This window comes from Alkaliflexus imshenetskii DSM 15055 (genome assembly GCF_000517065.1).
Lineage (GTDB): Bacteria > Bacteroidota > Bacteroidia > Bacteroidales > Marinilabiliaceae > Alkaliflexus > Alkaliflexus imshenetskii.
The window spans coordinates 1,156,683-1,180,725 of record NZ_KI912105.1; the positions used below are offsets into that span (position 1 = coordinate 1,156,683).

Annotated in this window: 22 protein-coding genes; 12 read left to right on the top strand and 10 right to left on the bottom strand. The window is 43.6% G+C overall.

What is annotated here, in order from left to right; genetic code table 11:
- Positions 1-25 precede the first annotated feature (25 nt).
- The gene (gene prfA, locus ALKIM_RS0104675; protein WP_026473628.1) at positions 26-1,114 is read left to right on the top strand and encodes a peptide chain release factor 1; all 1,089 of its coding nucleotides are present in this window, start codon (positions 26-28) and stop codon (positions 1,112-1,114) included.
- A 57-nt stretch (positions 1,115-1,171) separates the two neighbouring features.
- On the top strand, positions 1,172-1,993 hold the full coding sequence (pyrF, locus tag ALKIM_RS0104680; protein ID WP_026473629.1) for an orotidine-5'-phosphate decarboxylase: 822 nt from the start codon (positions 1,172-1,174) through the stop codon (positions 1,991-1,993).
- Positions 1,994-2,329: 336 nt separating this feature from the next.
- Here the strand turns inward: pyrF and ALKIM_RS0104685 are convergent, their stop codons facing one another.
- The 4 genes from ALKIM_RS0104685 to ALKIM_RS0104700 form a co-directional block, all read right to left on the bottom strand.
- Positions 2,330-2,662 (bottom strand): hypothetical protein, encoded by a 333-nt coding sequence (locus ALKIM_RS0104685; RefSeq protein WP_026473630.1) that lies wholly within the window; start codon positions 2,660-2,662, stop codon positions 2,330-2,332.
- Positions 2,663-2,824: 162 nt separating this feature from the next.
- A complete protein-coding gene (locus ALKIM_RS0104690) occupies positions 2,825-3,091 on the bottom strand; it encodes a hypothetical protein (RefSeq protein WP_026473631.1) in 267 nt (88 codons plus the stop codon).
- A 168-nt stretch (positions 3,092-3,259) separates the two neighbouring features.
- A complete protein-coding gene (locus ALKIM_RS0104695; protein ID WP_026473632.1) occupies positions 3,260-5,194 on the bottom strand; it encodes a TlpA family protein disulfide reductase in 1,935 nt (644 codons plus the stop codon).
- Between the two features lie 120 nt (positions 5,195-5,314).
- Complete coding sequence (locus ALKIM_RS0104700) at positions 5,315-7,423, bottom strand: M3 family metallopeptidase (RefSeq protein ID WP_026473633.1); 2,109 nt, start codon at positions 7,421-7,423, stop codon at positions 5,315-5,317.
- A gap of 330 nt (positions 7,424-7,753) precedes the next feature.
- Between ALKIM_RS0104700 and ALKIM_RS0104705 the strand changes: the two genes are divergently transcribed.
- From ALKIM_RS0104705 to ALKIM_RS19530, 6 genes are all read left to right on the top strand, one after another.
- Positions 7,754-9,025, top strand: a complete 1,272-nt coding sequence (locus ALKIM_RS0104705) for a DUF2851 family protein (RefSeq protein ID WP_026473634.1) — start codon at positions 7,754-7,756, stop codon at positions 9,023-9,025.
- A 250-nt stretch (positions 9,026-9,275) separates the two neighbouring features.
- On the top strand, positions 9,276-10,355 hold the full coding sequence (locus ALKIM_RS0104710; protein WP_026473635.1) for a DUF1573 domain-containing protein: 1,080 nt from the start codon (positions 9,276-9,278) through the stop codon (positions 10,353-10,355).
- Between the two features lie 193 nt (positions 10,356-10,548).
- Positions 10,549-11,661: a methylmalonyl Co-A mutase-associated GTPase MeaB gene (gene meaB, locus ALKIM_RS0104715; RefSeq protein ID WP_026473636.1), complete on the top strand. Its 1,113-nt coding sequence runs from the start codon at positions 10,549-10,551 to the stop codon at positions 11,659-11,661.
- 174 nt (positions 11,662-11,835) lie between these two features.
- Positions 11,836-12,933: a TlpA disulfide reductase family protein gene (locus ALKIM_RS0104720; protein WP_026473637.1), complete on the top strand. Its 1,098-nt coding sequence runs from the start codon at positions 11,836-11,838 to the stop codon at positions 12,931-12,933.
- A 498-nt stretch (positions 12,934-13,431) separates the two neighbouring features.
- Positions 13,432-14,634 (top strand): M20 metallopeptidase family protein, encoded by a 1,203-nt coding sequence (locus ALKIM_RS0104725; protein WP_044117750.1) that lies wholly within the window; start codon positions 13,432-13,434, stop codon positions 14,632-14,634.
- A gap of 143 nt (positions 14,635-14,777) precedes the next feature.
- Positions 14,778-14,945, top strand: coding sequence for a DUF362 domain-containing protein (locus ALKIM_RS19530; protein WP_084555805.1), 168 nt, complete (start codon positions 14,778-14,780; stop codon positions 14,943-14,945).
- Positions 14,946-14,991: 46 nt separating this feature from the next.
- Here ALKIM_RS19530 and ALKIM_RS20225 read toward each other — a convergent pair whose 3' ends face one another.
- Genes ALKIM_RS20225 through gldB form a run of 3 tightly spaced genes read right to left on the bottom strand, consistent with a single transcriptional unit; the run spans position 14,992 to position 17,450 of the window.
- Complete coding sequence (locus ALKIM_RS20225) at positions 14,992-15,549, bottom strand: 5-formyltetrahydrofolate cyclo-ligase (RefSeq protein WP_235714379.1); 558 nt, start codon at positions 15,547-15,549, stop codon at positions 14,992-14,994.
- Between the two features lie 35 nt (positions 15,550-15,584).
- Complete coding sequence (locus ALKIM_RS20230; RefSeq protein WP_026473640.1) at positions 15,585-16,379, bottom strand: nitrilase-related carbon-nitrogen hydrolase; 795 nt, start codon at positions 16,377-16,379, stop codon at positions 15,585-15,587.
- A 54-nt stretch (positions 16,380-16,433) separates the two neighbouring features.
- Entirely contained in the window at positions 16,434-17,450 is a 1,017-nt protein-coding gene (gldB, locus tag ALKIM_RS0104740) for a gliding motility lipoprotein GldB (RefSeq protein WP_044117751.1), read from the bottom strand.
- A gap of 224 nt (positions 17,451-17,674) precedes the next feature.
- Here gldB and ALKIM_RS0104745 point away from each other — a divergent pair, with 224 nt between their 5' ends.
- The 3 genes from ALKIM_RS0104745 to ALKIM_RS0104755 all read left to right on the top strand — a co-directional run bounded on the left by ALKIM_RS0104745 (position 17,675) and on the right by ALKIM_RS0104755 (position 20,831).
- Positions 17,675-18,298: a porin family protein gene (locus tag ALKIM_RS0104745; RefSeq protein WP_026473642.1), complete on the top strand. Its 624-nt coding sequence runs from the start codon at positions 17,675-17,677 to the stop codon at positions 18,296-18,298.
- A 25-nt stretch (positions 18,299-18,323) separates the two neighbouring features.
- Complete coding sequence (locus tag ALKIM_RS0104750; protein ID WP_235714380.1) at positions 18,324-20,000, top strand: NAD+ synthase; 1,677 nt, start codon at positions 18,324-18,326, stop codon at positions 19,998-20,000.
- A gap of 123 nt (positions 20,001-20,123) precedes the next feature.
- The gene (locus tag ALKIM_RS0104755; protein WP_026473644.1) at positions 20,124-20,831 is read left to right on the top strand and encodes a Crp/Fnr family transcriptional regulator; all 708 of its coding nucleotides are present in this window, start codon (positions 20,124-20,126) and stop codon (positions 20,829-20,831) included.
- A gap of 90 nt (positions 20,832-20,921) precedes the next feature.
- On the opposite strand, the gene ALKIM_RS17650 is transcribed toward ALKIM_RS0104755, so the two are convergent.
- The gene (locus tag ALKIM_RS17650; protein WP_052345398.1) at positions 20,922-21,668 is read right to left on the bottom strand and encodes a glycoside hydrolase family 11 protein; all 747 of its coding nucleotides are present in this window, start codon (positions 21,666-21,668) and stop codon (positions 20,922-20,924) included.
- 429 nt (positions 21,669-22,097) lie between these two features.
- The gene (locus ALKIM_RS0104775) at positions 22,098-23,048 is read right to left on the bottom strand and encodes an alpha/beta hydrolase (protein ID WP_026473646.1); all 951 of its coding nucleotides are present in this window, start codon (positions 23,046-23,048) and stop codon (positions 22,098-22,100) included.
- A 373-nt stretch (positions 23,049-23,421) separates the two neighbouring features.
- Here ALKIM_RS0104775 and ALKIM_RS0104780 point away from each other — a divergent pair, with 373 nt between their 5' ends.
- On the top strand, positions 23,422-23,625 hold the full coding sequence (locus tag ALKIM_RS0104780) for a membrane lipoprotein lipid attachment site-containing protein (protein WP_026473647.1): 204 nt from the start codon (positions 23,422-23,424) through the stop codon (positions 23,623-23,625).
- A gap of 191 nt (positions 23,626-23,816) precedes the next feature.
- Here the strand turns inward: ALKIM_RS0104780 and ALKIM_RS20365 are convergent, their stop codons facing one another.
- The gene (locus tag ALKIM_RS20365) at positions 23,817-24,023 is read right to left on the bottom strand and encodes a T9SS type A sorting domain-containing protein (RefSeq protein ID WP_026473648.1); all 207 of its coding nucleotides are present in this window, start codon (positions 24,021-24,023) and stop codon (positions 23,817-23,819) included.
- Positions 24,024-24,043: the final 20 nt, after the last annotated feature.

Here is a 24,043-nt window from a genome sequence, read left to right on the forward strand (position 1 = left end):
ATAACTGATAAAATCATCAAACACAATGGCAATAAATAGTTCATTACTGGAAAAACTGGAAGCAATAAGGCTTAGATTCGAAGAGATTGGTACCCAAATTACCGACCCGGCCGTAATTTCCGACACCAAAAAATATATCAAACTCAACAAAGAGTATAAAGATCTGGAGGATTTGGTAGCTGTTTCAAAAGAATACAGAAACCTTTATGACAACATCCAAAGCACCAAACAACTTCTGAAAGAAGAGAGCGACGAAGAGATGCGCGAAATGGCACGTGAAGAGCTCGAACAAATGGAAGAGCAACTGCCGGCCATGGAGGAGCAGATAAAGGTATTGTTGCTACCATCTGACCCACAAGACAGGAAAAACGCGGTGGTAGAAATCCGCGGTGGTACAGGTGGCGACGAGGCTGCTATTTTCGCCGGCGATTTATATCGCATGTACATCAAATTCTGTGAGCGCAAAGGCTGGAAAGTTGACGTCACCCATGTGTCGGAAGGCACATCTGGTGGTTATAAGGAAGTGGTGTTCAACGTAACGGGCAACGGCGTGTATGGCATTTTGAAGTATGAATCGGGCGTGCACCGCGTACAACGCGTGCCACAAACCGAGACACAGGGACGCGTGCACACCTCGGCAGCATCGGTGGCTGTATTGCCCGAAGCCGAAGAGTTTGATGTGCAAATCCGTCAGGAAGACATCCGCAAGGATACCTACTGTTCATCGGGTCCTGGCGGACAGTCGGTAAATACCACCTACTCGGCCATTCGTCTGACGCACATCCCAACAGGCATTGTAGTGACCTGTCAGGACCAGAAATCACAGCTCAAAAACCTCGACAAGGCCATGATTGAACTCCGTACACGCATCTACAACCTGGAGTATCAAAAATACCTCGACGAGATTGCATCCAAACGTAAGACGATGGTCTCAACGGGCGACCGATCGGCAAAAATCCGCACCTACAACTATCCGCAGGGCCGTGTGACCGACCACCGCATCAACTACACCATCTACAACCTTCCGGCGGTGTTGGATGGAGATGTACAAGGCCTAATCGATAAATTGCAGATGGAAGAGAACGCTGAACGACTCAAAGAAAGCGAAATGTAAGATGTCGGGCAATTATCCGGCAGCATCATAACCGATAAAACACCAAAAACAATACCAATGACTTCAGCCGAACTTTTTTCTCAGATTAAAGCTAAAAAAAGCTTTTTGTGTGTGGGACTGGATACCGATATTCAGAAAATCCCCCGCTTCCTGTTAGATACCACCGACCCGGTTTTCGCTTTTAACAAGGAGATTATTGATGCCACACACGACATGGCTGTGGCATACAAACCCAACCTTGCGTTTTACGAGAGCTTGGGCGTGAACGGCTGGAACAGCCTTGAGAAAACAGTTAACTATATCCGGTATAACTACCCCGATATGTTCATCATTGCCGATGCCAAACGCGGCGATATTGGTAACACGTCCAATCTTTATGCAAGGGCGTTTTTCGATGCCATGGATTTTGATGCGGTAACGGTGGCGCCTTATATGGGCGAAGATTCGGTGAAGCCTTTCTTTACCTACGTAGGCAAATGGGTAATTTTGCTCGCTCTCACTTCCAACAAAGGCGCCGACGATTTTCAGTATGTGACCGAAAATGGGGAGAAACTCTTTGAGAAAGTAATACGCCGCTCGGCCCAATGGGGCAACACCGACAACATGATGTATGTGGTGGGCGCCACCCGTGCGGAAATGCTGGCCAACATACGCAAAATCATCCCCAACCACTTTTTGTTGGTACCGGGCGTTGGCGCACAAGGTGGAAGCCTCGAGGATGTAGCCAAAAATGGCATGAACAGTGAATGTGGAATGCTGGTGAACTCATCACGCCAAATCATCTATGCCGGAGCAGGCGAAGACTTTGCCGAAAAGGCACGAGCTGCCGCCACCGAAGTGCGCGACGAAATGGCACTGCTTTTGGAAAAATATCTTTAATACATAAACTGCATATTTAAAAAAGGCTTCACAACAATGTGAGGCCTTTTTTAATGAATAATTAATAGTTCATCAATAATAGCAAGACTCCGGGTTATACTAAGTGACGTTTAAAATTGACTTACTACACATGATGCAAACGCTAAGACTTTTTGATTTTTGACAGATAGAGTAGTTGAGAAAGATGATTAGATTGATCTACCTTTATTTTTACCTTGTCCATCGGTCTAAATATCTAACATCTAAAAATCTTCAAGCAGATTTAATTTAAATTTAAAATCCAATAAACATTACCCCCCCATAAATGAGAATAAATAGTAGAGTCGCATAAAGTAATCAATTAAATGTGACTAATCTGGTAGTGTCACCAATCTCTCTACCTTCGGATGTGACCATTTCAACAACAAATGTGAGTGTTTCAGGCAAATCGAACGGAATTGTTTTAAAGGCAAGATAGATCAAAGGTGGAGACAAAGGAGACAGATTAAGCCATTCATCAATATTCTGCGGTTTAACTGACTGGGAAAAGCCATAAACCAAATGGTATGTTTGTGAGGTAGCTATGAAATCAGGGAAAAATTTTACAATTCGAAAATGGTCAACCAGATTGCTGCCGGCTTCCAATCCAAATAAAGTAACATCCGGTGTATATATTCGAAGTATTTCCACACCATCACGCCGGTACTCAATAGGTATCAGATTGGCATAATCACCGTCGCCACCCTTTATGTAATTCTGAAAATCAGATTCTAACTGAGATTCTAAAATAACAACAGACTCCTCCTTACCGTTATATATTTGAGGATCAAAAACCGGGATGGAGCCGCCAGCCTAAGTAATAATCGAGCGAAGATCTACATTGTGAGTATGCACAGCGATAAAAAACTGTTCTGCATTAGTATAGCCCGACTCTGGGTAGGCTTCAAATTCAAAATATGTATCACCATTAAACTCATTCTCAGTCATCATTCCCGATGATACAAATAAATGGTTGCTGGTACGAGGTCGGAAATCAATAAAGTAATCCGATGGGGTGTCACTTTTTTTGCTACAACCAATAGCAATTGTTAACAGGACAATTACAAGAATCCGATTCATGGTACTATTGTTAAGGTTAAAAAATCAGGATTAATAGGTAAAAACGACAACTTAATTACATTAAAACAAGATATTATCTCCTAATGAACTCTAACATATTTAGATTGACGAAAAAATACGCAGAGAACAAAACAGCGATTTTATTCTCTGCGTTAAACACTATCATGTTCAACTCAATGCCTCCTTTATGGAATTCTCAATTGTGTGTGCACCGGGGAAACCTGTAAATCTGGCAATTTCATTGCCTAGTTTATTAAAAATAATAAATGTGGGAATACCTGAAAAATCCAATTCCGTGCGCCAATAAGCCATTAAGTCATTGTTCACCCGGTAATGCTGCCCGCCAATTTTAGGGAGGTACTCATTCCACAAGCCAAAGGGCGAGGACTCATCAGTGATATATACAAACACAACATCTTCATCGGCCAAACGCGCCTTAACAGGTTTGAGAGGCTCAATGGAATGGATACAAGGACCACACCATGTAGCCCAAAAATCAACCACTACAACTTTGCCTTTGTGCTGTTCAAGAATTGCCTCGAACACCTCATCATTACTGAGACTGGGAACCGTATTGATCACAAAATTGCCATCGGCGGCAGCCTTATTGGCCTCCACCAAAGCCAATAACCTGTCATTATCCTCAACCAACTGATTTCCGACCGCCGGATTACTCAACAAACTGAATAACGACTCCTTATCGGCTTCGGTAAAGAACCTTCCATTATTAATATCAGAAGCGAAGTACTGCGCACACGCAATGTCAAAGAAAAGCTCATTTCCGTCGCCAACCAGAGGTAACAACGTATTCCTGAAAAAGAGATAATTCTCATTTAATGTCCCCTTTATATCAGGATTTCTAAAAAATGAATTAAAACGCAGCGTTGAAATGTTGCGTGCAATGTTTGGCTGGTAAAATGTATAGTTGTCTAAAAATTCTGACAGAAAGGAATAATAATCCAACTCAGGCGACTCAATTTCAAATACAGCATTATTCCATTCATTCTGCGGAATACCCGAAGCCTGTAATTTGGCAAATCGGATAAATGCTTCATACGAAACCAGAATATTGAGATATTCACCTTTGAATTGGGCCAACACAAATTGCTTCAGTTTATCTGAATAGTCACCTTGCTCCAGTTCCTGACGCTTCTCCTCTAGCTTAGCGATAAAGAACTCCCGCAACTCAGAAGGATTCATCTCAGAAACCTCCAAGGCCAACTCCCGATAATCAATCTGCATCATTTTTTGTGTTTGCTGCAAATCAGCAACTGACAAACCATGGTTATCAGTGAAATAATAAATTGAGTCAGAGTCCTCTTTGTCGGTTCTGTAGCGTGATTCAAACCTGCTCTTACGCTTTAAATCGAGAAAAACCCGGGTCTCTTTTCCAGGAACCGTAAACAACGGACCTACATAATCAATGTACTGAACCTGAGGAATTCCTGCTGAAAGTTCAACGGTAAAACGTCCATCATCAGAGATATTGAGTGGTACTTTGTCATAGTTGGCCATTAACACCTTATCGTAGTGCAAAACGGCCTTCTTCATGGACATTCCATCTTGCAATCCAAAGATGGTACCCGAAATTTTAGACTTTTCATTGGAGAATTGAATATCTGGTAATGGTTTCTCATCCGTTTTTTGCATTGCCGCAGGGATGCGTGCCATTCGGATTTTTGTATCGGGCAACAAACTGATGCCCCAAATTTTAAAACAGTCATCACAATCGCTCTCTATGAAATCGATTTTGGTGACAGATTTTGGCAGTGGTGGAAAGAAGAGTTTGAAAGATGTTTCTCCGCTTGCCGGCATAAAGAATTCTTGATCGAGGGTAATTCCTTCGGCATGGGTAATGAGCAGTCGCTCATCTGTACCGCTTTCACGAATGTAGGTGTCGGAAACGATTTTAATCCACCAGTGCGGGCGAAAAAACGCATCGAAATGGATAATTGTGGCTGAATCGGTAAATTCAATCTTGTCAATTTCAAGCGTGGTATTGTTCCAGACTTCAAAAACAGGGCGCTCAATCACATCCGGACGTTCCTGGGTGCAGCTCAGAATAAGAGCCGCACCTAGCAGGGCTAAGGCAATTTTCTTCATTGTTATCTATTTTGGATTAGAATATGGGTTTCAAGTTACAAAAACATCATAAAAAAACAAAACCGGCACACCCTGAGGCATACCGGTTTGGCTATATCACTTAAAATGCTGTTTGACGAACTAACGCAACAAACCCCGCTGTTTGAGCAGCGGCTCAATGCCGGGCTCCTTACCACGGAATGCCTTGTACATTTCCATGGCGTCGCGTGTGCCGCCTTTGGACAAAATTTCGTCGCGGAACTTGCGGGCAGTCTCCTGATGGAACAGGTCGCCGGTTTCAACAAATGCTTCAAAGGCATCGGCATCCAAAACGCCAGCCCAAATATAGCTATAATAACCTGCTGAGTATCCTCCTGAGAAGATGTGCTGGAAATGGGTGCTACCGTGACGAAAGTAAATCTCATCGAGCATGTTATAACGCTTCTGCACCTGCTTCTCGAACTCATTCACATCAAATGGCTTAAACTCCGTTTTGGTATGATAATCCATATCAAGCAGTGCCGAAGCCAAAAACTCAACAGTGGCAAATCCCTGATTGAAGTTGGCGCTTCTCTGGATACGCTCAATCAGCTCATCCGGAATCACTTCACCTGTTTCATAATGTTTTGCAAACATTTTAAGGATATCGGGGTGGTTGGCCCAGTTCTCAAGCACCTGAGATGGCAGCTCCACAAAATCACGTGGCACAGAAGTACCTGAAAGGCCGGGATACTTTGTGTTGGATAACAACCCGTGAATGGCATGGCCAAACTCGTGAAAAAAGGTCGTCATCTCGTCAAAGCTCAACAGCGCGGGCTGGTTGGCACTTGGAGCTGTAAAGTTGCAAACAATGGTGATGATGGGGTGCACATATTCGCCATTGGCATTGATTTGCTGCTTACGGTAGCTACTCATCCAGGCGCCGCCACGCTTGCTGGCACGCGGGTGCATGTCCATGTAAAGAATACCTATATGTGTGCCATCGGCTTCGAGCACTTCCCAGGCGGTGGCATCGGCATGATAAACCGGCACATCGGGACGCTCAACAAATTGCAAGCCCCACAGTTTCTCTACCAGCATGAAAATGCCGTCACGCACGTTGTTAACTTCAAAATACTGACGAATTTCCGACTCATCGAGGTCGTACTTGGCTTTGCGCACCTTCTCAGAATAGTAACGCCAATCCCAATATGAGAGTTTATAGTTACCACCCTCGCTGTCAATCATTTTCTGCAACTCCGAAGCCTCTTCACGGGCAATGGGCAAAGCAGCATCCCAAAGTTGTTTCAGGAAAGTCTCAACGGTTTCGATGTTACCGGCCATGCGGTTTTCGAGCGCAAACTCTGCAAAACTGCTAAAGCCAAGCATTTGAGAGCGCTCCAGGCGCAACTCAGTCAAACGGTTGATAATCTCCTGGTTGTTGTTCTCATTGTCGTTATTTCCACGTAACACGTAGGCACGGTTCATTTTTTCGCGCAATTCACGGTTATCGGCGTAAGTAAGGAAAGGCATCACACTTGGATTGTGCAACGTAAAGAGCCATTTACCTTCCTGATTGTCGCGGGTGGCCGCTTCGGCTGCTGCATCAATAACCGATTGTGGCAGACCAGATAAATCTGCTTCGTCCTCAATAAAGAGTTTGAAGTTATTCACATCGGCCAATACATTTTGCCCGAACTTAAGCGTCAGCAGAGACAGCTCCTGGTTAATTTCACGGAAACGCTCCTGTTTCTCGGCGGGCAGGGCCGCACCGCTGCGCACAAAACCTTCATAGGTCTCCTTCAGAAGCATCTTTTGCTCCTCGTTAAGACCAAATGAATCCTGATTGTCATACACACTCTGAATGCGCTCAAACAATTTGGCATTCAAACTGATATTGTCTCTGTGAGCCGATAGTTTTGGTGCAACTTCCTGCGCAATGGCCTGAATTTCATCCGATGTGTTGGATGAGTTATAGTTGTAAAACACAGAACTCACACGCGATAACAAATCGCCGCTATAATCAAGCGCCGCAATGGTATTGTCAAAAGTAGGAGCCTCACTGTTTGAAACGATGGCCTCAATTTCAGCTTCCTGCTGGCGAATGCCCTCTTCGAAAGCCGGCACGAAGTGCTCATTTTTTATCAAATCAAATGGCGGCACCCCAAATGGCGTGTCGTAAGATGTAAAAAACGGATTCTTATCTGAACCCGGTCCGGCACATGAAGCCATAACAATCAATGTTAAAATAAAACCTGCAATCTTTCTCATTTATTTCGAATTTAAATCATATTTTTTCCACTACAAAAACCTCATCATCAATGCTTTAAGATATTCTCCCGTCTGTTTCTGAACACATAAAAGGCTCACAAATACACATAATAAGCTTAACTTACAAATATTATAAAAACCTTTGGCTTGAAATATGAAGAATGTCATACAAATGATACTAATAATAGAAAACAGAACTTTTAATAAGAATGTTCAGAATTAGATGAATAGATATGAGATTCGGAAATGTGTGTAATCAGATAATTTGCAATAAAACAGGAAATTCATAAATTGTACTACTAACCAACCAAGGCAATAAACCCTAAACCCATGAAAGAAGAGTTCCTGCATTACATCTGGAAATACAAGCTGTACGCACCTGAAATTTATGTCACAACGTCTGGTGAAAGGCTTGAAATAATCCATCCGGGCTTACACAACAAAGATGCCGGCCCCGATTTTTTCAATGCCAAGATTAAAATTGGTGACACCCTTTGGGCCGGAAATGTGGAGATTCACAACAAGTCGTCGGATTGGATAAGGCATGGCCATCATCAGGACAAAAGCTATGACAATGTGATCCTTCATGTGGTGAATCAACACGATTCAGAAACAGTTACAGCATCGGGCAATGAAGTCCCGGTTTGGATTATGCCAATCAACAGTTCGGTGTGCACAAAATATCGCGAGCTTGAGGCAAACACTTCGTGGATTCCATGTGCCAGCCATTTAAAAAAACTCTCAACTTTTGAGACACAGAACTGGATTGAGCGGATGATGGTGGAAAAAATGGAGCAAAAAACCGAAGCCATCGGTCAACTTCTGACGCATACAAAAAACGATTGGGAGGAGGTATTTTACATCCTTCTATCGCGGAATTTTGGCTTCGGCATCAACAACGAAGCATGTGAGATGATGGCCCGTAACACACCCTGGCGCATACTACTCAAAAATATTGACAACCGGATGAGACTTGAAGCCATCCTGCTTGGTCAAGCAGGGTTTTTAGATGAACTATTATCAGAAGATGATTTTATATCCTCGTTGCAAAAAGAGTATCGATATGTGGCACACAAATATGGCTTGAAGTCGATGAGTAGTCACCAATGGAAATTTTTGAGACTAAGACCATCAAACTTCCCAACCATACGGCTGGTTCAACTGGCCAATCTGCTCTATAAGGGGAAAATATCGCTGAGTAGCATCATCGAAGCCAACAACATCAAAGAACTAACCAGTATGCTGGATGTTAAACCATCAACATACTGGCTAACCCACTACCGTCCCGGAGCAGCATCTCCTGAAAAGGATAAAAACATAGGCCAAAACTCCAGAGAGCTCATCACAATCAACACGTTAGCCCCAATCACCTTTGCGTATGGCAAACTACGTGGCAGTGAAACGCTTTGCCATAAAGCTGTTGATTGGCTTGAGAAACTCAAACCCGAGCAAAACTCAATCATCGACAACTGGCAGGTACATGGCATACAGGCACTAAATGCCGCACAATCACAAGCATTGGTGCATCTCGAACGAAACTACTGCCGTCATAAACGATGCCTCCATTGCCGCATAGGTCACCTGGTACTCACCTCCGGCTAAACATAACAAACAGATAAACAATACTGGCATAGTTTCTGTTGAATAAACCTTTACAGCCTCAAATAGTCTAACAGGTTTAAACCCAATATTTGATTGTTGAGATGTTTTATTAATCCTATCCTTCTTAGTGCCCGGTTTATTAGATGATTTTTTTAGCTTTGTAAATTAACTTTTAATGAATGTACGATTTTACAAACCAATTGGCTTGCTTCAAAATTGTCACGAATTAGTATATAACATTTAAATAGAGATGAAGAGACTTAATACTTTGCTGTTGTTTCTGGGGGTGATATCCCTGCTTCAGGCTCAGGCTCCAAAGCCAGAGATTGCTTTTGAGAAAAAGATACACGATTTTGGCGACGTACAGGAAGATGGAGGCGTGGTTGCTTACACGTTTGAATTTACCAATACCGGCCGCGTGCCATTGGTGATTCACAATGTACGCTCATCCTGCGGTTGCACCACACCTGAGTGGACACGTACTCCCATTCAACCGGGTGGTAAAGGCACACTTAAAGCTTCATTTGACCCACGTAACCGTCCGGGTAATTTCAATAAAACCATCACCGTTACATCCAATGCCGAAACTGCCAACGAAACGCTTCGCATCATTGGACGCGTTACACCCCGCGCCAGAACTACCGAGGATCTCTATCCCCGTGAAATGGGCGATATACGCATGAAATCATCCCATCTCTCCTTTACTCGAGTAGAGCCCGGCTCCAAAAAGGAAGAGTCACTTGAAATCATCAACACCTCTCAGCAACCGGCAACCATCACTTTTAGCCGGGTACCGGCTCACATTACCATAAAAACTGAACCTGCCACTCTTGCACCCGGACAGGCAGGGGTAATAAAAGCTGTGTTTGATGCCTCTAAAATTGATGACTGGGGTTTTGTGGTTGATCAGGTTTTTGTTGCCATCAACGGTACCCAGCCACAAGATGCGCGCCTGAGTGTGAGTGCCACCATCGAGGAGGATTACTCCAAATGGAGTGCTGACCAAATCAGCAATGCGCCTGACATTCAGTTTAGCGAAACAAGTTTCGACTTTGGCGAGGTTAAAGAGGGAGATGTGGTAACCCACACTTTTAAAGTTACCAACAATGGTAAATCAAACCTCGTACTTCGAAGGGTTAGAGCATCTTGCGGCTGCACGGCTTCACAGCCCGACAGGGATGTGATAGCACCCGGAGCAACAGCCAACATACCGGTTACCTTTAATACCCGTGGCAGAAACGGCAGACAAAACCAGTCCATCACCGTATATTCAAACGATCCAAGGAAAAGCACCATGCTGCTCAGAATATCGGCCAATGTGACAAAATAAAGATACTTTAAAGTACCCTAAAGAGTAGTGGTTCGGCTAAGCCTCAATCACTACTTTTTTTATAATCCAAAACCGGGTCGGTATTCCCATATCGCTTTAACCATTAAACCAATCACCATTTCATGCGGCAAATTAATGGAAAGGTGAAATTATAATATACCTTTGTATATTGTTGACAAGAAAAAGAGAAGTTATGCATTTTGGTCAAGGCCACGGACATATAGAAAATGATCCATCCTTTAAAGGCCTCATCGTGAACAAAGGAGTAGAACAACCCCCATCGGTTAGTCCGGATGCTGCGAAACGCTTTCTGAATCGCAAACGTCCTTCCCTTACTGTAAATCAGTATGTGGATGGCATTCTGGCAGGCGATATCACCATACTTAGCCGGGCTGTAACACTTGTTGAGAGTTCGTTACCCCAGCATCAGGAGTTAGCCCGCGACATAATTCTGGCTTGCCTGCCCCATTCCGGAAAATCCGTAAGATTGGGTATTACCGGGGTGCCCGGAGCCGGCAAAAGCACGTTTATCGAAGCATTGGGCATTCATCTTATCAACAATGGTTCCAAGCTCGCTGTACTGGCCATCGATCCAAGTAGTGAACGCACCAAGGGGAGCATCCTTGGAGACAAAACCCGAATGGAACAGCTTTCAGGCATGAAAAATGCCTACATAAGACCTTCGCCATCGGCCGGTTCACTGGGCGGTGTAGCCCGAAAAACACGCGAAACCATCATCCTATGTGAAGCAGCCGGCTATGACACCATTTTTATTGAAACAGTAGGCGTGGGGCAGAGTGAAACGGCGGTACATTCCATGGTCGACTTCTTTCTGCTGCTTATGCTGGCTGGTGCCGGCGATGAGTTGCAAGGAATAAAACGTGGAATTATGGAGATGGCCGATGGCATTGTCATCAACAAAGCCGATGGCCAAAACATACAAAAAGCACAATTGGCTCAAGCACAATACAGCAGCGCGCTGCACCTATTTCCACCCACCAGATCAGGTTGGATACCGCGTGTAGAAACCTGCTCAGCCCTCCTTTCCACTGGCATTGAAAATGTATGGGATATGGTACTGGATTATGTGCACCTGGTGCGTAACAACCACTATTTCGACAAAAACCGGCGTGAGCAGGCTCGTTTTTGGATGTATGAGTCCATTAACGAAACGCTGAAAACCAGCTTTTATAAAAACCCGGTTATCCATGAGAAACTAAAGGAGCTGGAGGACAAAGTAAAAAAAGATGAATTGAGTTCGTTTGAAGCAGCAAGAATGCTTCTGGACATCTATAACAACAAATAAAACACGGGCATGTACGTGACACGAATAGTCGACCCGGTTTCCACATGCGGAAACCTGTCAGTAGTTATAATCAATATTCCGGGATAAAACCGTTCTGAAACCTGCAGAAGCTTTACAACATCTGTTTACGGTGCGAAAGTTGAACCCCAATCATTACTTAAACAAACATTACGCATGAAAAAAATTATTCTTGGTCTGGCACTTATCGGATGGCTTACTGCCTGCTCTTCTGATAGCTACAAATTATCTGGCAAACTGGACGATGTGAAAACCGGCTCGGTTCACCTGAAAAAAATAGGCCCTATGGGTCTTGTGGATGTGGACACTGCTCCCCTCACCGATGGCGCTTTTACATTTGAAGGCAAAATTGAGCACCCTGAGTTGTTCCTTCTGTTTTATGAGAACAACCGCACGCCGGTTGCATTCTTCCTTGAAAATGCAAAAATTACCATTACAGGAAGTTCTGAAAACCTGGAAGATGCTGTGGTAAAAGGTTCAAAACTCAGCACCATCTTTGAAAAATTCAACAAAGAGGTTCCCCATCAGGAGAAAGTTGAAAGGATGCGCGAAGAGTTCTTTATTGCACAAAGCACCGGCGATGAAACCGCTATGGAAAGCATCATGGCCGATATGCAGGTGATTGTAGAAGACCAGCAAAAATACTACCGCGAGTTTGTGAAAAGCAATAACACCAACGTGGTAGGAGCATTCCTTGCCCTCAACATGGCTCAGGCGCTTGAGTTTGAAGAACTGGAAGAATTAGCGGCCAGCTTCGAGAAAAGCTTGAAAAATCACCCCTATGTGGAGCAGCTTAAAGAGATTCTTGAACCAATGAAAGCACAAATGGCCATTGAGGCTGCTTTGGCTTTGGGTAACGAAGCTCCAGGTTTCACACTTCTCGACCTAAACGGAAATGAAGTGAGTCTGGATGCATTCCGTGGCAAATATGTATTCGTTGATTTCTGGGCAGGCTGGTGTCGTCCATGCCGCATGGAAAATCCAATACTTAAAAAAGCTTACGAGCGCTTTGGAGGCGAAAACTTTGAAATCATCAGTGTGTCATTGGATCGCACCGAAGAAGAGTGGCGCAAGGCTGTAGCAGAAGATGCACTTACCTGGACCAACCTCCACGATCCCATGGGCATGACTGCTGAAACCTATGCAGTTCAGTCTATTCCCAACACCTGGTTGCTGGACAAAGATGGAAAAATCATCAACAAGCAACTTAGAGGCGAACAACTTATCGAAGTTTTGGAATCACTCCTGAACTAATCGGGCAAATTATGCAGCTGGTTTTGAAAATACTATCTATTGGTTAAATTCATAGCACGCTGATAAAGTAAAGAGAGGTTATCCAATTAGGGTAGCCTCTTTTTTATTTCGCAAAACAGCGTATTCAACACCAAAAATCAAAGCACACGTATGCTTCACAGTGCAAAAACAACCCATCGTCAAAATGTATTGCGAAATCGCTTGCATAATACTATCTTTGAAACTATCATAAACACCAAGGCAATAATGCAACAATTTGCACAAGCGCATATAGCTTTTTCATAATCTGTTTTGGTGTTTGGCGAGTAGTACACATTTCATAGTTTTATTAAAGCGTGCAGGCAGTCCCGGAGCAGGGGTATACATTTGGGGCTGCCGCACCTTTTTTCTGAAAGATGTCGTCAATTTCAACATAAAAGAGCGACAGATATTGCATCCTTAAAAATCATCTCCTTATTTTTGCAGAAACAATTACGCATAATTTTATTCTGCCTGCACATGAACGTTTCCCTGCTTCAAACCATTAAAGACCTCTCTCTGCAAAATTTTAATGATGTTATAGCCAACAGAAGGTGGCTTCATCAAAATCCTGAACTATCGTTTGAAGAGCAAAAGACTTCGGCATACGTAGCAGATAAATTGACTCAACTTGGAATCCCGTTTAAGCATGGTTATGCCGGCACAGGAATTGTTGCCACGCTAACCGGTTCAAATCCGGAAGGCCGTGTAATTGCGTTGCGTGCTGATATGGATGCATTGCCCATACAGGAAAACTCAGGCTTACCATACGCATCGGTAAACCCGGGTGTGATGCACGCCTGCGGGCACGATGCACACACTGCTTCGTTGCTTGGTACTGCAGATATTCTTCAGCAACTCAAAGCACATTGGAACGGCACCATCCTTCTGATATTTCAGCCTGGCGAGGAGAAATTTCCTGGCGGTGCATCGCTGATGCTCAAAGAGGGTGCACTTGACAACCCAAAGCCGGAATTTGTTTTAGGTCAGCATGTTTTACCAGAGATGCAGGCAGGGCATGTGGGGTTTCGTCAGGGTATGTATATGGCCTCCGGCGATGAAGTGCACATTACCATACACGGCAAAGGCGGACATGCCGCAATGCCACACACACTTAATGATACCGTATTGGCTGCTTGCCATGTAGTTGTTGCCCTTCAGCAAATCGTTAGCCGCATTGCACCGGCTACCATTCCCACAGTGCTCTCATTTGGCATGATTGAGGGTAAAGGAGCCACCAACATCATCCCTGAAAAGGTAAAACTGGCCGGCACCCTGCGCACCATGGATGAAACGTGGCGCGCCATCATAAAAGATAAAATCAGACACGTGGCTCGCACCACCGCCCAAGCTATGGGTTGTGAGTGTGATATCGACATAAAAGACGGCTACCCGATGGTGTATAACAACCCCAGCCTCACCGAACAAGCCGAAACATTGGCAAAACAGTATCTGGGAGAAGAAAATGTTGAAACAATGGATTTACGCATGACTGCCGAGGATTTTGGCTACTATTGTGAGGCATTTCCATCCACATTCTACCGATTTGGCGTGAAACAAAACGAAGGAATCAATACTGGAGAGCTGCACACCCCTGCCTTTAGCCTGAACGAACAATCATTGAAGACCGCACCCGGACTGATGGCATGGGTTGCCATAAACCTTATGAAGTCTCAGGAATAAAATATTTACTTTTTATTGGCCTCTTTGATTTGATATGCGTAATTTATATCCCGTAAAAATTACCCATTTTATTGCAAAATGGTTTTTTTAAATAAAAAAAGCAGATATTTTTGTCTTAGTAAAATCATTTAAAAGTTTTAAAAATGGCATACGTTATTAATGAAGACTGCATTGCTTGCGGTTCATGCATCGATGAGTGCCCTGTAGACGCTATCACTGAAGGAGATATTTACGTAATAGATCCCGAAACTTGTACTGACTGCGGCACTTGCGCAGATGTTTGTCCTACCGAGGCCATTCATCCCGCTTAAGCAAAACAATAATAAAAAACCCGCGAATTTCGCGGGTTTTTTATTATCAAAAGGACGAGTTTCCAGTTATTACTTTGTCCATCGGATGGTCATAATGATCATGTGGCACAAAATCAACCATCTGAAAACTGAAGCATACGCCCATTTTGTATGCATTAATCAACAATGGCAACAACCGGTCGTAATAGCCTTTGCCCCGTCCCAACCGTCTTTTGCCGGCATCAAAAGCAACGCCCGGCACTATAACCAGGTCAATTTTCTCATATTCAAGAAACAGTGAGCCGGTGGGCTCAAGAATTCCATAATGGCGGCTTTGCACCATGGATGCAACACCTGTATGGCACCTTAACTCAAGGCTGTTACCAACAACCACAGGCAGCAGAAACTGTTTCTTTCCGAGCCAATTCTCTATCAATGGCGACAAAGTGACCTCATCGCCAAGTGCCCAATAAGCCAAAACCACTTGCGCATTGCTGAAACGCTCCGTTGCTTCAATTTGCTGCTGTACAAACAAACTCTCTTCCTGTCGCTGAAGCTCAGTCATTTGCAACTTCATTTGTGCAATGGCTTTTCGCAGTTCTCTTTTACCATGAATCACATCCATAATTGCCTGCAATTTAATGTTTTGATAAATAACAATCACTTAACCTTTAGCTCCAGATGATACACATCACCTCTTCTGTCATCAAAAGCATGATTCTCTGAAGTCATAATCTTATTGAGTGATTCTGCCAGGTCAATATCGGCTACCAGTGTCTGTTTTTTCCTTTTCTTCCCTTGCAGGATGATGCTGCCATAAGGGTCTACCAACTGAGAACGGCCAGTGAAATCGAGTCCGCGCTCATGACCAATCCGGTTGGTTGTGGCCACAAAAATGCGATTGGTCAAAGCATATCCCGGCGTAGCCTGCTGACACCAGGGAAGTACCAAATTGGAAGGATGACAAACCAGTTGAGCACCTTTAAGGGCCAAAAGGCGCCAAACTTCGGGAAACATCCAATCAAAACAGACCAGCATTCCAATTTTTCCCCATGGCGTATCAAATACGGGTAACCCCAAATTGCCCGGCTCAAAAAAATACTTCTCGTTTTTAAAAAGATGAAGTTTTCGATAAACACCAACAACACCATCGGCATTTACCATCACTGACGAGTTATACAATTTGTCGCCATTGCGCTCGTTGATGCCCGACACAAACCAGGCGCCTGTTTTTGTTGCCCGCTCCATTAAAAAATGGATGAAACGACTGTTGTTGAGAGACTCCGAACAGAGAACAGCCTCATCGCGCGACTCAAAATTATATCCGGAAGAGGCAAGTTCAGGCAGCACCCACAAATCAACAATTGGTGATTGGTCGAGCAACTTTTGGATTTTGGCGATGTTTTTTTCAGTTTCACCCACCTGTGGAGCAAACTGCAAAAGTCCGATTCTCATAATCAACTGAGTTTATCATTCATAAATCAGCATTTTTAAACCTGGCAACCCAATTCAGGGTCGGTATCTGGCAGCTCTGAACAGCTCATGACCATTATCCATCTTCATCAGCTCAGGCAAGGTCACTTCAGGATTCCGGCGCATGAACGACTGAACAATTCTATAACCAATATAATGGCCGGTGCGACCTGGTGACTCCTGTCCAAAAAAGAATGTGAAAGGACTTTCGCCGGTATATCGGGTAATGGTCATCCTGTCAGTTGAAAAGAGGTGCTTCCGTTCCACCATGGTGGACCACATGGTTTTTTCGTAATGACGCACCCACGCCATCTGCTCTTTTGAGTAGTCAAACAGCAGTGTGTCATTTATCGAAGGCATCATCTGCTTCACAAAATAGAGGAGCTTTCCATTGTATAGCATGTGATTCATCACATCGTTTACGGAGTCGTTAAAAGCATACTCACTCATTGCAATGGCACGCATGATATCCGGCACTACTTTCTCGGGCGACATGCGACGCCTGAGATAAACCGGAATGGAGAGCCACTCGTAAAAAACACATTCGCTGCCCAAATACTTCTCCACACTTACCGAAACCCAGGCTGAGTCAACCACAACACTCTGGTTAAACCCTGATATGTGCATATATACATCGGGGACTACACGTTCGGGATAATAGTGCCGATAATACCGGAATGCACCCTCCAGCTCACGTTTTAATGCATCGGTATCAGCAAACACCAGACGCACCGAATCCAATACCTCCTGATTGGGCTCATAGGCCAAAAACTTGCCCATATTGGACACAAAGTCTTCTGAATCGGGAGAGCCGGCACCAATTACGCCCATGCTATAAGCGTATAAATAATCGCCATAAGTGGACTTAAGGCGTTCCACCTCAGAAGCAAAACTGTCCGGGTGTATGGAAAGCAGATCGTTGTAAAACGGTATTAAATCAAAATCAACATCGATGTGGTTAACCTTTGGTGGCCGTGGCTCCCGCGAACAGGATGAAGCCAGAACAACCAACACCAGAAAAATTAACGGAAAAAACTTTTTTACACTATACATATTAACTCAAGGTTTTATCTGTTTAAAGTATCAAAACCATAAAATATTGATCCGAATAAAGCCACAATATATGGCCTGTAATTTGATGCAAGGTTAAAGATAAGCCTAACTTTTTAACCCTGTGGCAAACCAAGTGAGATTATAACATTTTTTTATAGAAAACAAGTATGCTTTTCACTAAGTTTGCACTCCTGCATTGCCAATTATCTAAACAACCATTAAATATGAAACGAACGCTTCTGATTCTGCTTACCATTTTCATGGTTTCCAACTTAAAGGCACAGGAAGCCGGCGACCTCCGGTTTTCGTTCGTCCTTACGCCCCAAATATCATGGTTAAACTCAGACCACCAATATGTTGACAGCAAGGGATCATTTCTGGGCTATAATTTTGGTGTAATAATGGATCGTTTCTTTGGCGACAATTATGCATTGTGCACAGGACTAACCATTAATACCACCGGTGGCAAACTGGGCTATCCCCCAAACAACGCTATTCCGGCCTTTATTCAGACCTACAAACTAAAGTACATTGAAGTGCCTTTGGGTTTAAAATTACGCTCCGAAGATCTGCACAGAACCAATATCTATGGCCGTTTTGGGCTCTCAAACCAAATAAACATTCAGGCACGCGACAGGGATAACAACAACATCAGCGACGAGGTGAAGCTTTTTGCCATGGGTTATCACCTTGGTGGTGGCATTGAATACTCGCTGGGCAAACGCAACGCGCTCATGATTGGCATCCTCTACAACAACGGCTTTACCGATGTAACTAAAAAAACTTACGGCATAAATGACCGTGCCAACTTAAACCGGTTTGTTTTTGAATTTGGCTTTATCTTTTAATCGAATCTAAAGAGAACATACACACATGCAATCTGCTATCCGAATTGCTCTGGCGCAGCTTAATTACAAAATAGGAGATTTTGAAAGCAACAAAAACAAAATCATCGGAGAAATAGAGAAAGCTGAAAAAGCCGGTGCAGACCTGGTGGTATTCTCCGAATTAGCCATCTGCGGCTATCCTCCACTCGACATGCTCACACGTGAGGCGTTTGTGACGGAGGCCATTCAGGCTATTCACGACATAGCCCGCCACTGTACCCATATAGCAGCGGTTGTTGGCGGACCAAGTATCAACCCCGGTTCAAAAGGAAAGTTGCTCTTCAACTCAGCATGGCTGCTTTCGGAGGGTAGTGCAAAACCGGTGGTGCACAAAACTCTGCTGCCAACTTACGATGTATTTGACGAATACCGCTATTTTCAGCCAAACCAAACCTTCGACATCATCAACTTCAAAGGGAAAAGAATGGCTATTACCATTTGTGAAGACATTTGGGACGACCGACCTGTGGAACAAACTTTTGACCGCAACCACCTTTACACCTTATCGCCAATGCAAAAATTGGCAGCATTGAGGCCTGATATGGTCATCAACATAGCTGCATCGCCCTTCTCATACCATCAGCATGAAATAAGGAAACAGGTGGTATGCAAAAAAGCTGCACAATATGGTCTGCCCATCTACTATGTGAACCAAACCGGTGCCAATACGGAACTTATTTTTGATGGCGGCTCAATGGTAATAGATGCCCAAGGAAATGTGTCTCACCGTATGCCATTCTTTAGCGAAGGATTATACATTGCCAAATCAGACAATTTTGAAATAAGTCAACAACATGAACCTGACCTGAAAGGCCATTCATTAGAAACCAGCCTTATTTATGATGCATTAGTGATGGGCGTAAGAGACTATTTCCATAAATCAGGTCTGAAAAAAGCTGTGTTGGGATTATCCGGAGGTCTGGACTCTGCCCTCACAGCCGCTATTGCAGCAGATGCGCTAGGTGCTGAAAATGTACAGGGCATACTAATGCCATCACAATACTCGAGCGACCACAGTGTGGCCGATGCACAACAGTTGGCCGAGAATTTAAACATTGGCTTTGACATAATTCCAATAAGAGATATTTTCACACAATACAATGACGCGCTAAGCAGCACTTTCGCAGGATGCACACCCGATATCACCGAAGAAAACATTCAGGCACGCATCCGTGGCACTCTGCTTATGGCATATTCAAATAAATTTGGACACATCCTACTCAACACCTCCAACAAAAGCGAAGCGGCTGTGGGTTATGGCACACTCTATGGCGACATGAACGGCGGGCTCAGTGTGTTAGGCGATGTGTATAAAACCGAAGCCTTTAGACTGGCGCGCTATGTAAATCGTGACCGCGAAATCATACCACATAACACCATTGTTAAACCACCATCGGCAGAATTGCGCCCCGACCAGAAAGATACTGACTCATTGCCCGAATATGATTTGCTCGATGCAATCCTTTTCCGCTACATCGAGCTAAACCAGTCACACTCACAAATTATTGAAGCCGGATTTGACGAAACCACGGTAGTAAAAACCATCAGAATGGTAAACCGAAACGAGCATAAACGGTTTCAGGCACCTCCCATTCTGCGCATTTCAGGCAAAGCCTTTGGCTTTGGACGGCGAATGCCACTTGTGGCCTCTTACAAGCCATAATACTGAAGTAAAAACATTCAACAACTCTCGAATACCATCTCGCACAGATATATGGTGTTTGACAGATGAGTTTTTTTTTATATTTTTGAATGTTTTACAACAGTGTTTTAGGGCACAAAGAATATGACAGCGAGCAAGAAAGGACAACTTCCGGAACCAACCATAAAGGACATATCCGTGGTTTACAGCGTGCTAACCCCCGAAGAGAGGGAGTACCTTGAAAAAAACCATACCATTCTCAAGTACCGTAAAAACCAAATCATCTATCAGGAAGGGGAAAAACCAACTGGTCTGCAATGTTTGGGCTCCGGAAAAGTAAAGGTATTTAAAGAGGGTGTTGGTGGTCGCGATCAGATTGTTCGACTGGCCAAAGCACCAGGCTTTATAGGCTACCGTGCTTTTTTTGCCGACGAAGCCCACATTGCTTCAGCCGTGGTAATTGAGCCTTGCACCATATTCCACATCAAAAAAGATGTGATTGAGAAATTGATGGCCTCCAACAACAGGCTATGCATGAACATCATCAATGCCTTTGCTACCGAATTGGGATTTTCAAGATATCGTACTGTAACACTCACACAAAAACACATTCGCGGCAGACTGGCCGAAAGCCTTATACTGCTAAAGGATATTTATGGCTATGAAGAAGACGGATGCACCCTCAGCATCTATCTGTCGCGAGAGGATTTGGCTAACTTCTCCAACATGACTACATCGAACGCGATACGCACACTTACCACTTTTGTGAAAGAAAAGGTAATTGTGGTGGATGGCCGTATCATCAAAATTCTCGATGAGAAAAAACTGGAGCGAATTTCCAGGTTAGGGTAAAATGCAGCAGGTCTAAATAATCCCTGCTGCACCAAAAATCAAAATGGTCTGAAATTTCTGTCTGAAAAACAGTGCGTTCTTCATCCAAAATCACTCAACCTTTACTGTCAATTCTGTAAACTCAAAGCAACCGTTACTCTTGTATCCTTCAACAACAAAAGCCACTTCGTTCATTTTACCCATTTCCATACCCAACGATTCCCATTTATCAAAATGTGCTGAGATATCAATATGGCCGCTGTTCCTAACATCTCTTCGAATACTGAAATACTGCTGAAAAGTAGCATTTCCAATTATAGAAGGCTGATTATAACGCGTACTCTCGTATATGTCGTAAATGCTGCCATCAATCTCGAAAGTCCCTTTTAACTCACTGCCTTCGGCCATCGACGGAATCCAGCGACGCCAGTCCTCTACAACATAAAATTCGATTAGTGGCTCTACCGTCCATCCGTAAACCGATAAATAGGAATTGCCCGATTCGGTAGTGGGCTCATAAATACAACTGTAGGTGGTTGAGAAGCGCCCAATTTCATGGTGCAATTGGGTTTCATCAAACACCAGCCCCCTGCGCGCCAAATAATTATCAATACCTTGCCAGTGCCCACTGAACAAGGCACCTGCACCAATGGTCATACAGGCATCACCTGCACCATTTTGGTTCCACAACTCATAAGCATAGTCATCATGCTCGCCTTTAAACTGGTCATTGTCGGGATCGGAACAAAAAGTAAGCACTTTTGATGTTTCTTCTTCTTTTCCTGATCCAGATTTGGCTCCTCCTCCACAAGCGGTCATCACAACCATCACCAGAATTACTACACCCAGTCTATTCATAATCAAATAAAAAAATGTTTACATTATTAATAAAAAAACAGATTCTCCTCTGTTGCGGGTAACGTGCCTGAATCAGGCTTATTAAATCCCTGTCGTGATTGTTTTCAATTAGACAAACCGAATGAAAAATCATGGTTTTCACCATTCTCACGCGAGATGATAATTGATTCAGCAAGAGTTGTCCACACTGTACTCATTTTACCGGCCAGATCAACCGCACCTTCTCCATCTCCGGCCACCCCTCTCCGTCTAAATTATTGATATTGAGCGCAAAAAAACACCTTATATGTGAACAGTCTTTCCTCAATATAACCCGGAATAGAATCGGAACCATTTTTTTCAACGTCTGGACATCCTTTATGCTACCCGGCATATAACCAGATATGCCGAGTACAAATAAGGAAAACCCAGAACAATTCCGACTGTGATCTATTTTTTAAGGAATCCGTTTACTTCCAACCAATACATAAAAGAACCAAACCAGCGATTACTGGTACGATCGGGGTTACCCAAACCAAAACCGTGACCACCATTTTGATACAAGTGAAACTCTACAGGAATACCAGCCTTATACCACGACTCAATAATACCGAACTGTCCGTTAAAGAGGAAGTCGTCGGTGGCAATCACATTAAACATGGGAGGAGCATTTTTGGGTACTTCAACAGCATTCATCCCACCATAAATCGGACCTATAAAAGCCAGATCCATCACTTCCGAATTTAAGGTACAATGCATGGTTAATCCCGCACCGGCCGAAAAGCCAATCATGCCAATTCGCGAAACATCAACGCCCCATTTCCCGGCGTTCTTTACTATTAGAGCATAAGCAGCTTCTGCATCTTCCAACTGATTATCAAGGCTCCATGCCATTCTACGCTCACGAGTAGGTGCCGGAGCTGCTTCAGCCTCTCCTTCTCCTCTTGGGGTTGCCTCGGCAAAGGTACGATTCATTGACTCTGTAAAGCCCTCTATCGATTCAGGCGTTGGAAACAGACGGTATTTCAATACAAAAGCTGCAATACCCTGATCGGCCAAAGCCTGGGCAACTTTCCAGCCCTCGTTAGACAGAGACAACCAGCGGAAGCCACCACCTGGAGCCACAATAATTGCCGCACCTGTGGCCTTCTTCGGATCGGGTAAAAAGGGTGTGAGTGTAGCAGTGGTTATGTTACGAGCCATTGGGTCCCCCCACTGGCGAAACCAGGACTCCTGAGCAGGCTGGTTATCAACTCCTCCGGTTCCTAAAATAATGGCATTGGGCTCATCGGGTTTATCCATCGGATATATTGTTCCGTCCTGCGCATAAGCATTTGAAACAAAGCCGGCAAAGATAAGCACCAAGGCTGAAAGTGTGAATTTCATAAAATTAAACAGCATGGTAAGGATATTTATTGTTAATACGTTAAAAATTCAAAATTAGATAAAACAAATCACTAATAAAAGTAGAAATTACATTATAAACCTGCCTTAACTAAAAACGGGAAACCTCCTATTGGGCACATCATTTAATAACTATTGCTGGTAAAACACAAGCCATGTAAGCCTGCAAAACAATTCTCCGAGCATTAAAAAACCAATTAAAACAGACAACAGAATCACGTTTTTCTTGAAAATCATTTTAGCGTAATTTTAAATATAAGTTAATAATTAGCTAATACACTGCCAATTATATTCATGTAATTGGCATTTGTGTACTTATTAAAATTACATCAGAATTTCAATTAACACCAGAATCCTAAAGAACCATTCTATGAAAAAATCAATTATTTTTCCGCTAATTTTAACTCTATTACTTGCAGCTTGCTCCAAGGAAAATGATGAACCACGCAGATGGGTTACTTTCTACAGCGACGTAACACTTGGCGACCAGCACAACACTGTTTCAGGACATTTCTTTCAACCATCCACCGGGAATTCCATTAAAGTTGAAAATACTGAGGGCGTTGAAACATAAACTTTTCCCAAGTGCTGTATAAAAATCAACCTGGAGTAAATATATCGTTGTAACCAGTCACTTCTAAAGAGTCATAACAAAAGAGCCTGGTGCCATGGTGGTTGGCGCCAGGCTACATCTAATACCATTACACTCCTAAAACAGTGGCAAAAACACCTTTATATCCACTTTAAATCTGAACTCAGTTCAGGCTATTGTTTGATAAATTTGGTGGTCTGGTTTTCCATTTTTAAAATGTACACACCTGCAGGAAGCATGCTTACATCCAGAACGTTCCCCAACAAAGTTTGATTAATCACACCCATTCCAAAAGCGTTGTAAACCTGAATAGTCACTTGAGGTTTATCATGCTCAATAATTAAATAATTGGATGCAGGAATTGGATGAATCTTAAACACACGTCGCTCTAAAGACTTAG

Bases quoted from the DNA above. Each gene is read 5' to 3' on its own strand.
- prfA (WP_026473628.1), top strand. From the start codon at position 26: ATGGCAATAAATAGTTCATTACTGGAAAAACTGGAAGCAATAAGGCTT.
- pyrF (WP_026473629.1), top strand. From the start codon at position 1,172: ATGACTTCAGCCGAACTTTTTTCTCAGATTAAAGCTAAAAAAAGCTTT.
- ALKIM_RS0104690 (WP_026473631.1), bottom strand. From the start codon at position 3,091: ATGAATCGGATTCTTGTAATTGTCCTGTTAACAATTGCTATTGGTTGT.
- ALKIM_RS0104695 (WP_026473632.1), bottom strand. From the start codon at position 5,194: ATGAAGAAAATTGCCTTAGCCCTGCTAGGTGCGGCTCTTATTCTGAGC.
- ALKIM_RS0104700 (WP_026473633.1), bottom strand. From the start codon at position 7,423: ATGAGAAAGATTGCAGGTTTTATTTTAACATTGATTGTTATGGCTTCA.
- ALKIM_RS0104705 (WP_026473634.1), top strand. From the start codon at position 7,754: ATGAAAGAAGAGTTCCTGCATTACATCTGGAAATACAAGCTGTACGCA.
- ALKIM_RS0104710 (WP_026473635.1), top strand. From the start codon at position 9,276: ATGAAGAGACTTAATACTTTGCTGTTGTTTCTGGGGGTGATATCCCTG.
- meaB (WP_026473636.1), top strand. From the start codon at position 10,549: ATGCATTTTGGTCAAGGCCACGGACATATAGAAAATGATCCATCCTTT.
- ALKIM_RS0104720 (WP_026473637.1), top strand. From the start codon at position 11,836: ATGAAAAAAATTATTCTTGGTCTGGCACTTATCGGATGGCTTACTGCC.
- ALKIM_RS0104725 (WP_044117750.1), top strand. From the start codon at position 13,432: ATGAACGTTTCCCTGCTTCAAACCATTAAAGACCTCTCTCTGCAAAAT.
- ALKIM_RS19530 (WP_084555805.1), top strand. From the start codon at position 14,778: ATGGCATACGTTATTAATGAAGACTGCATTGCTTGCGGTTCATGCATC.
- ALKIM_RS20225 (WP_235714379.1), bottom strand. From the start codon at position 15,549: ATGGATGTGATTCATGGTAAAAGAGAACTGCGAAAAGCCATTGCACAA.
- ALKIM_RS20230 (WP_026473640.1), bottom strand. From the start codon at position 16,379: ATGAGAATCGGACTTTTGCAGTTTGCTCCACAGGTGGGTGAAACTGAA.
- gldB (WP_044117751.1), bottom strand. From the start codon at position 17,450: ATGTATAGTGTAAAAAAGTTTTTTCCGTTAATTTTTCTGGTGTTGGTT.
- ALKIM_RS0104745 (WP_026473642.1), top strand. From the start codon at position 17,675: ATGAAACGAACGCTTCTGATTCTGCTTACCATTTTCATGGTTTCCAAC.
- ALKIM_RS0104750 (WP_235714380.1), top strand. From the start codon at position 18,324: ATGCAATCTGCTATCCGAATTGCTCTGGCGCAGCTTAATTACAAAATA.
- ALKIM_RS0104755 (WP_026473644.1), top strand. From the start codon at position 20,124: ATGACAGCGAGCAAGAAAGGACAACTTCCGGAACCAACCATAAAGGAC.
- ALKIM_RS17650 (WP_052345398.1), bottom strand. From the start codon at position 21,668: ATGAATAGACTGGGTGTAGTAATTCTGGTGATGGTTGTGATGACCGCT.
- ALKIM_RS0104775 (WP_026473646.1), bottom strand. From the start codon at position 23,048: ATGCTGTTTAATTTTATGAAATTCACACTTTCAGCCTTGGTGCTTATC.
- ALKIM_RS0104780 (WP_026473647.1), top strand. From the start codon at position 23,422: ATGAAAAAATCAATTATTTTTCCGCTAATTTTAACTCTATTACTTGCA.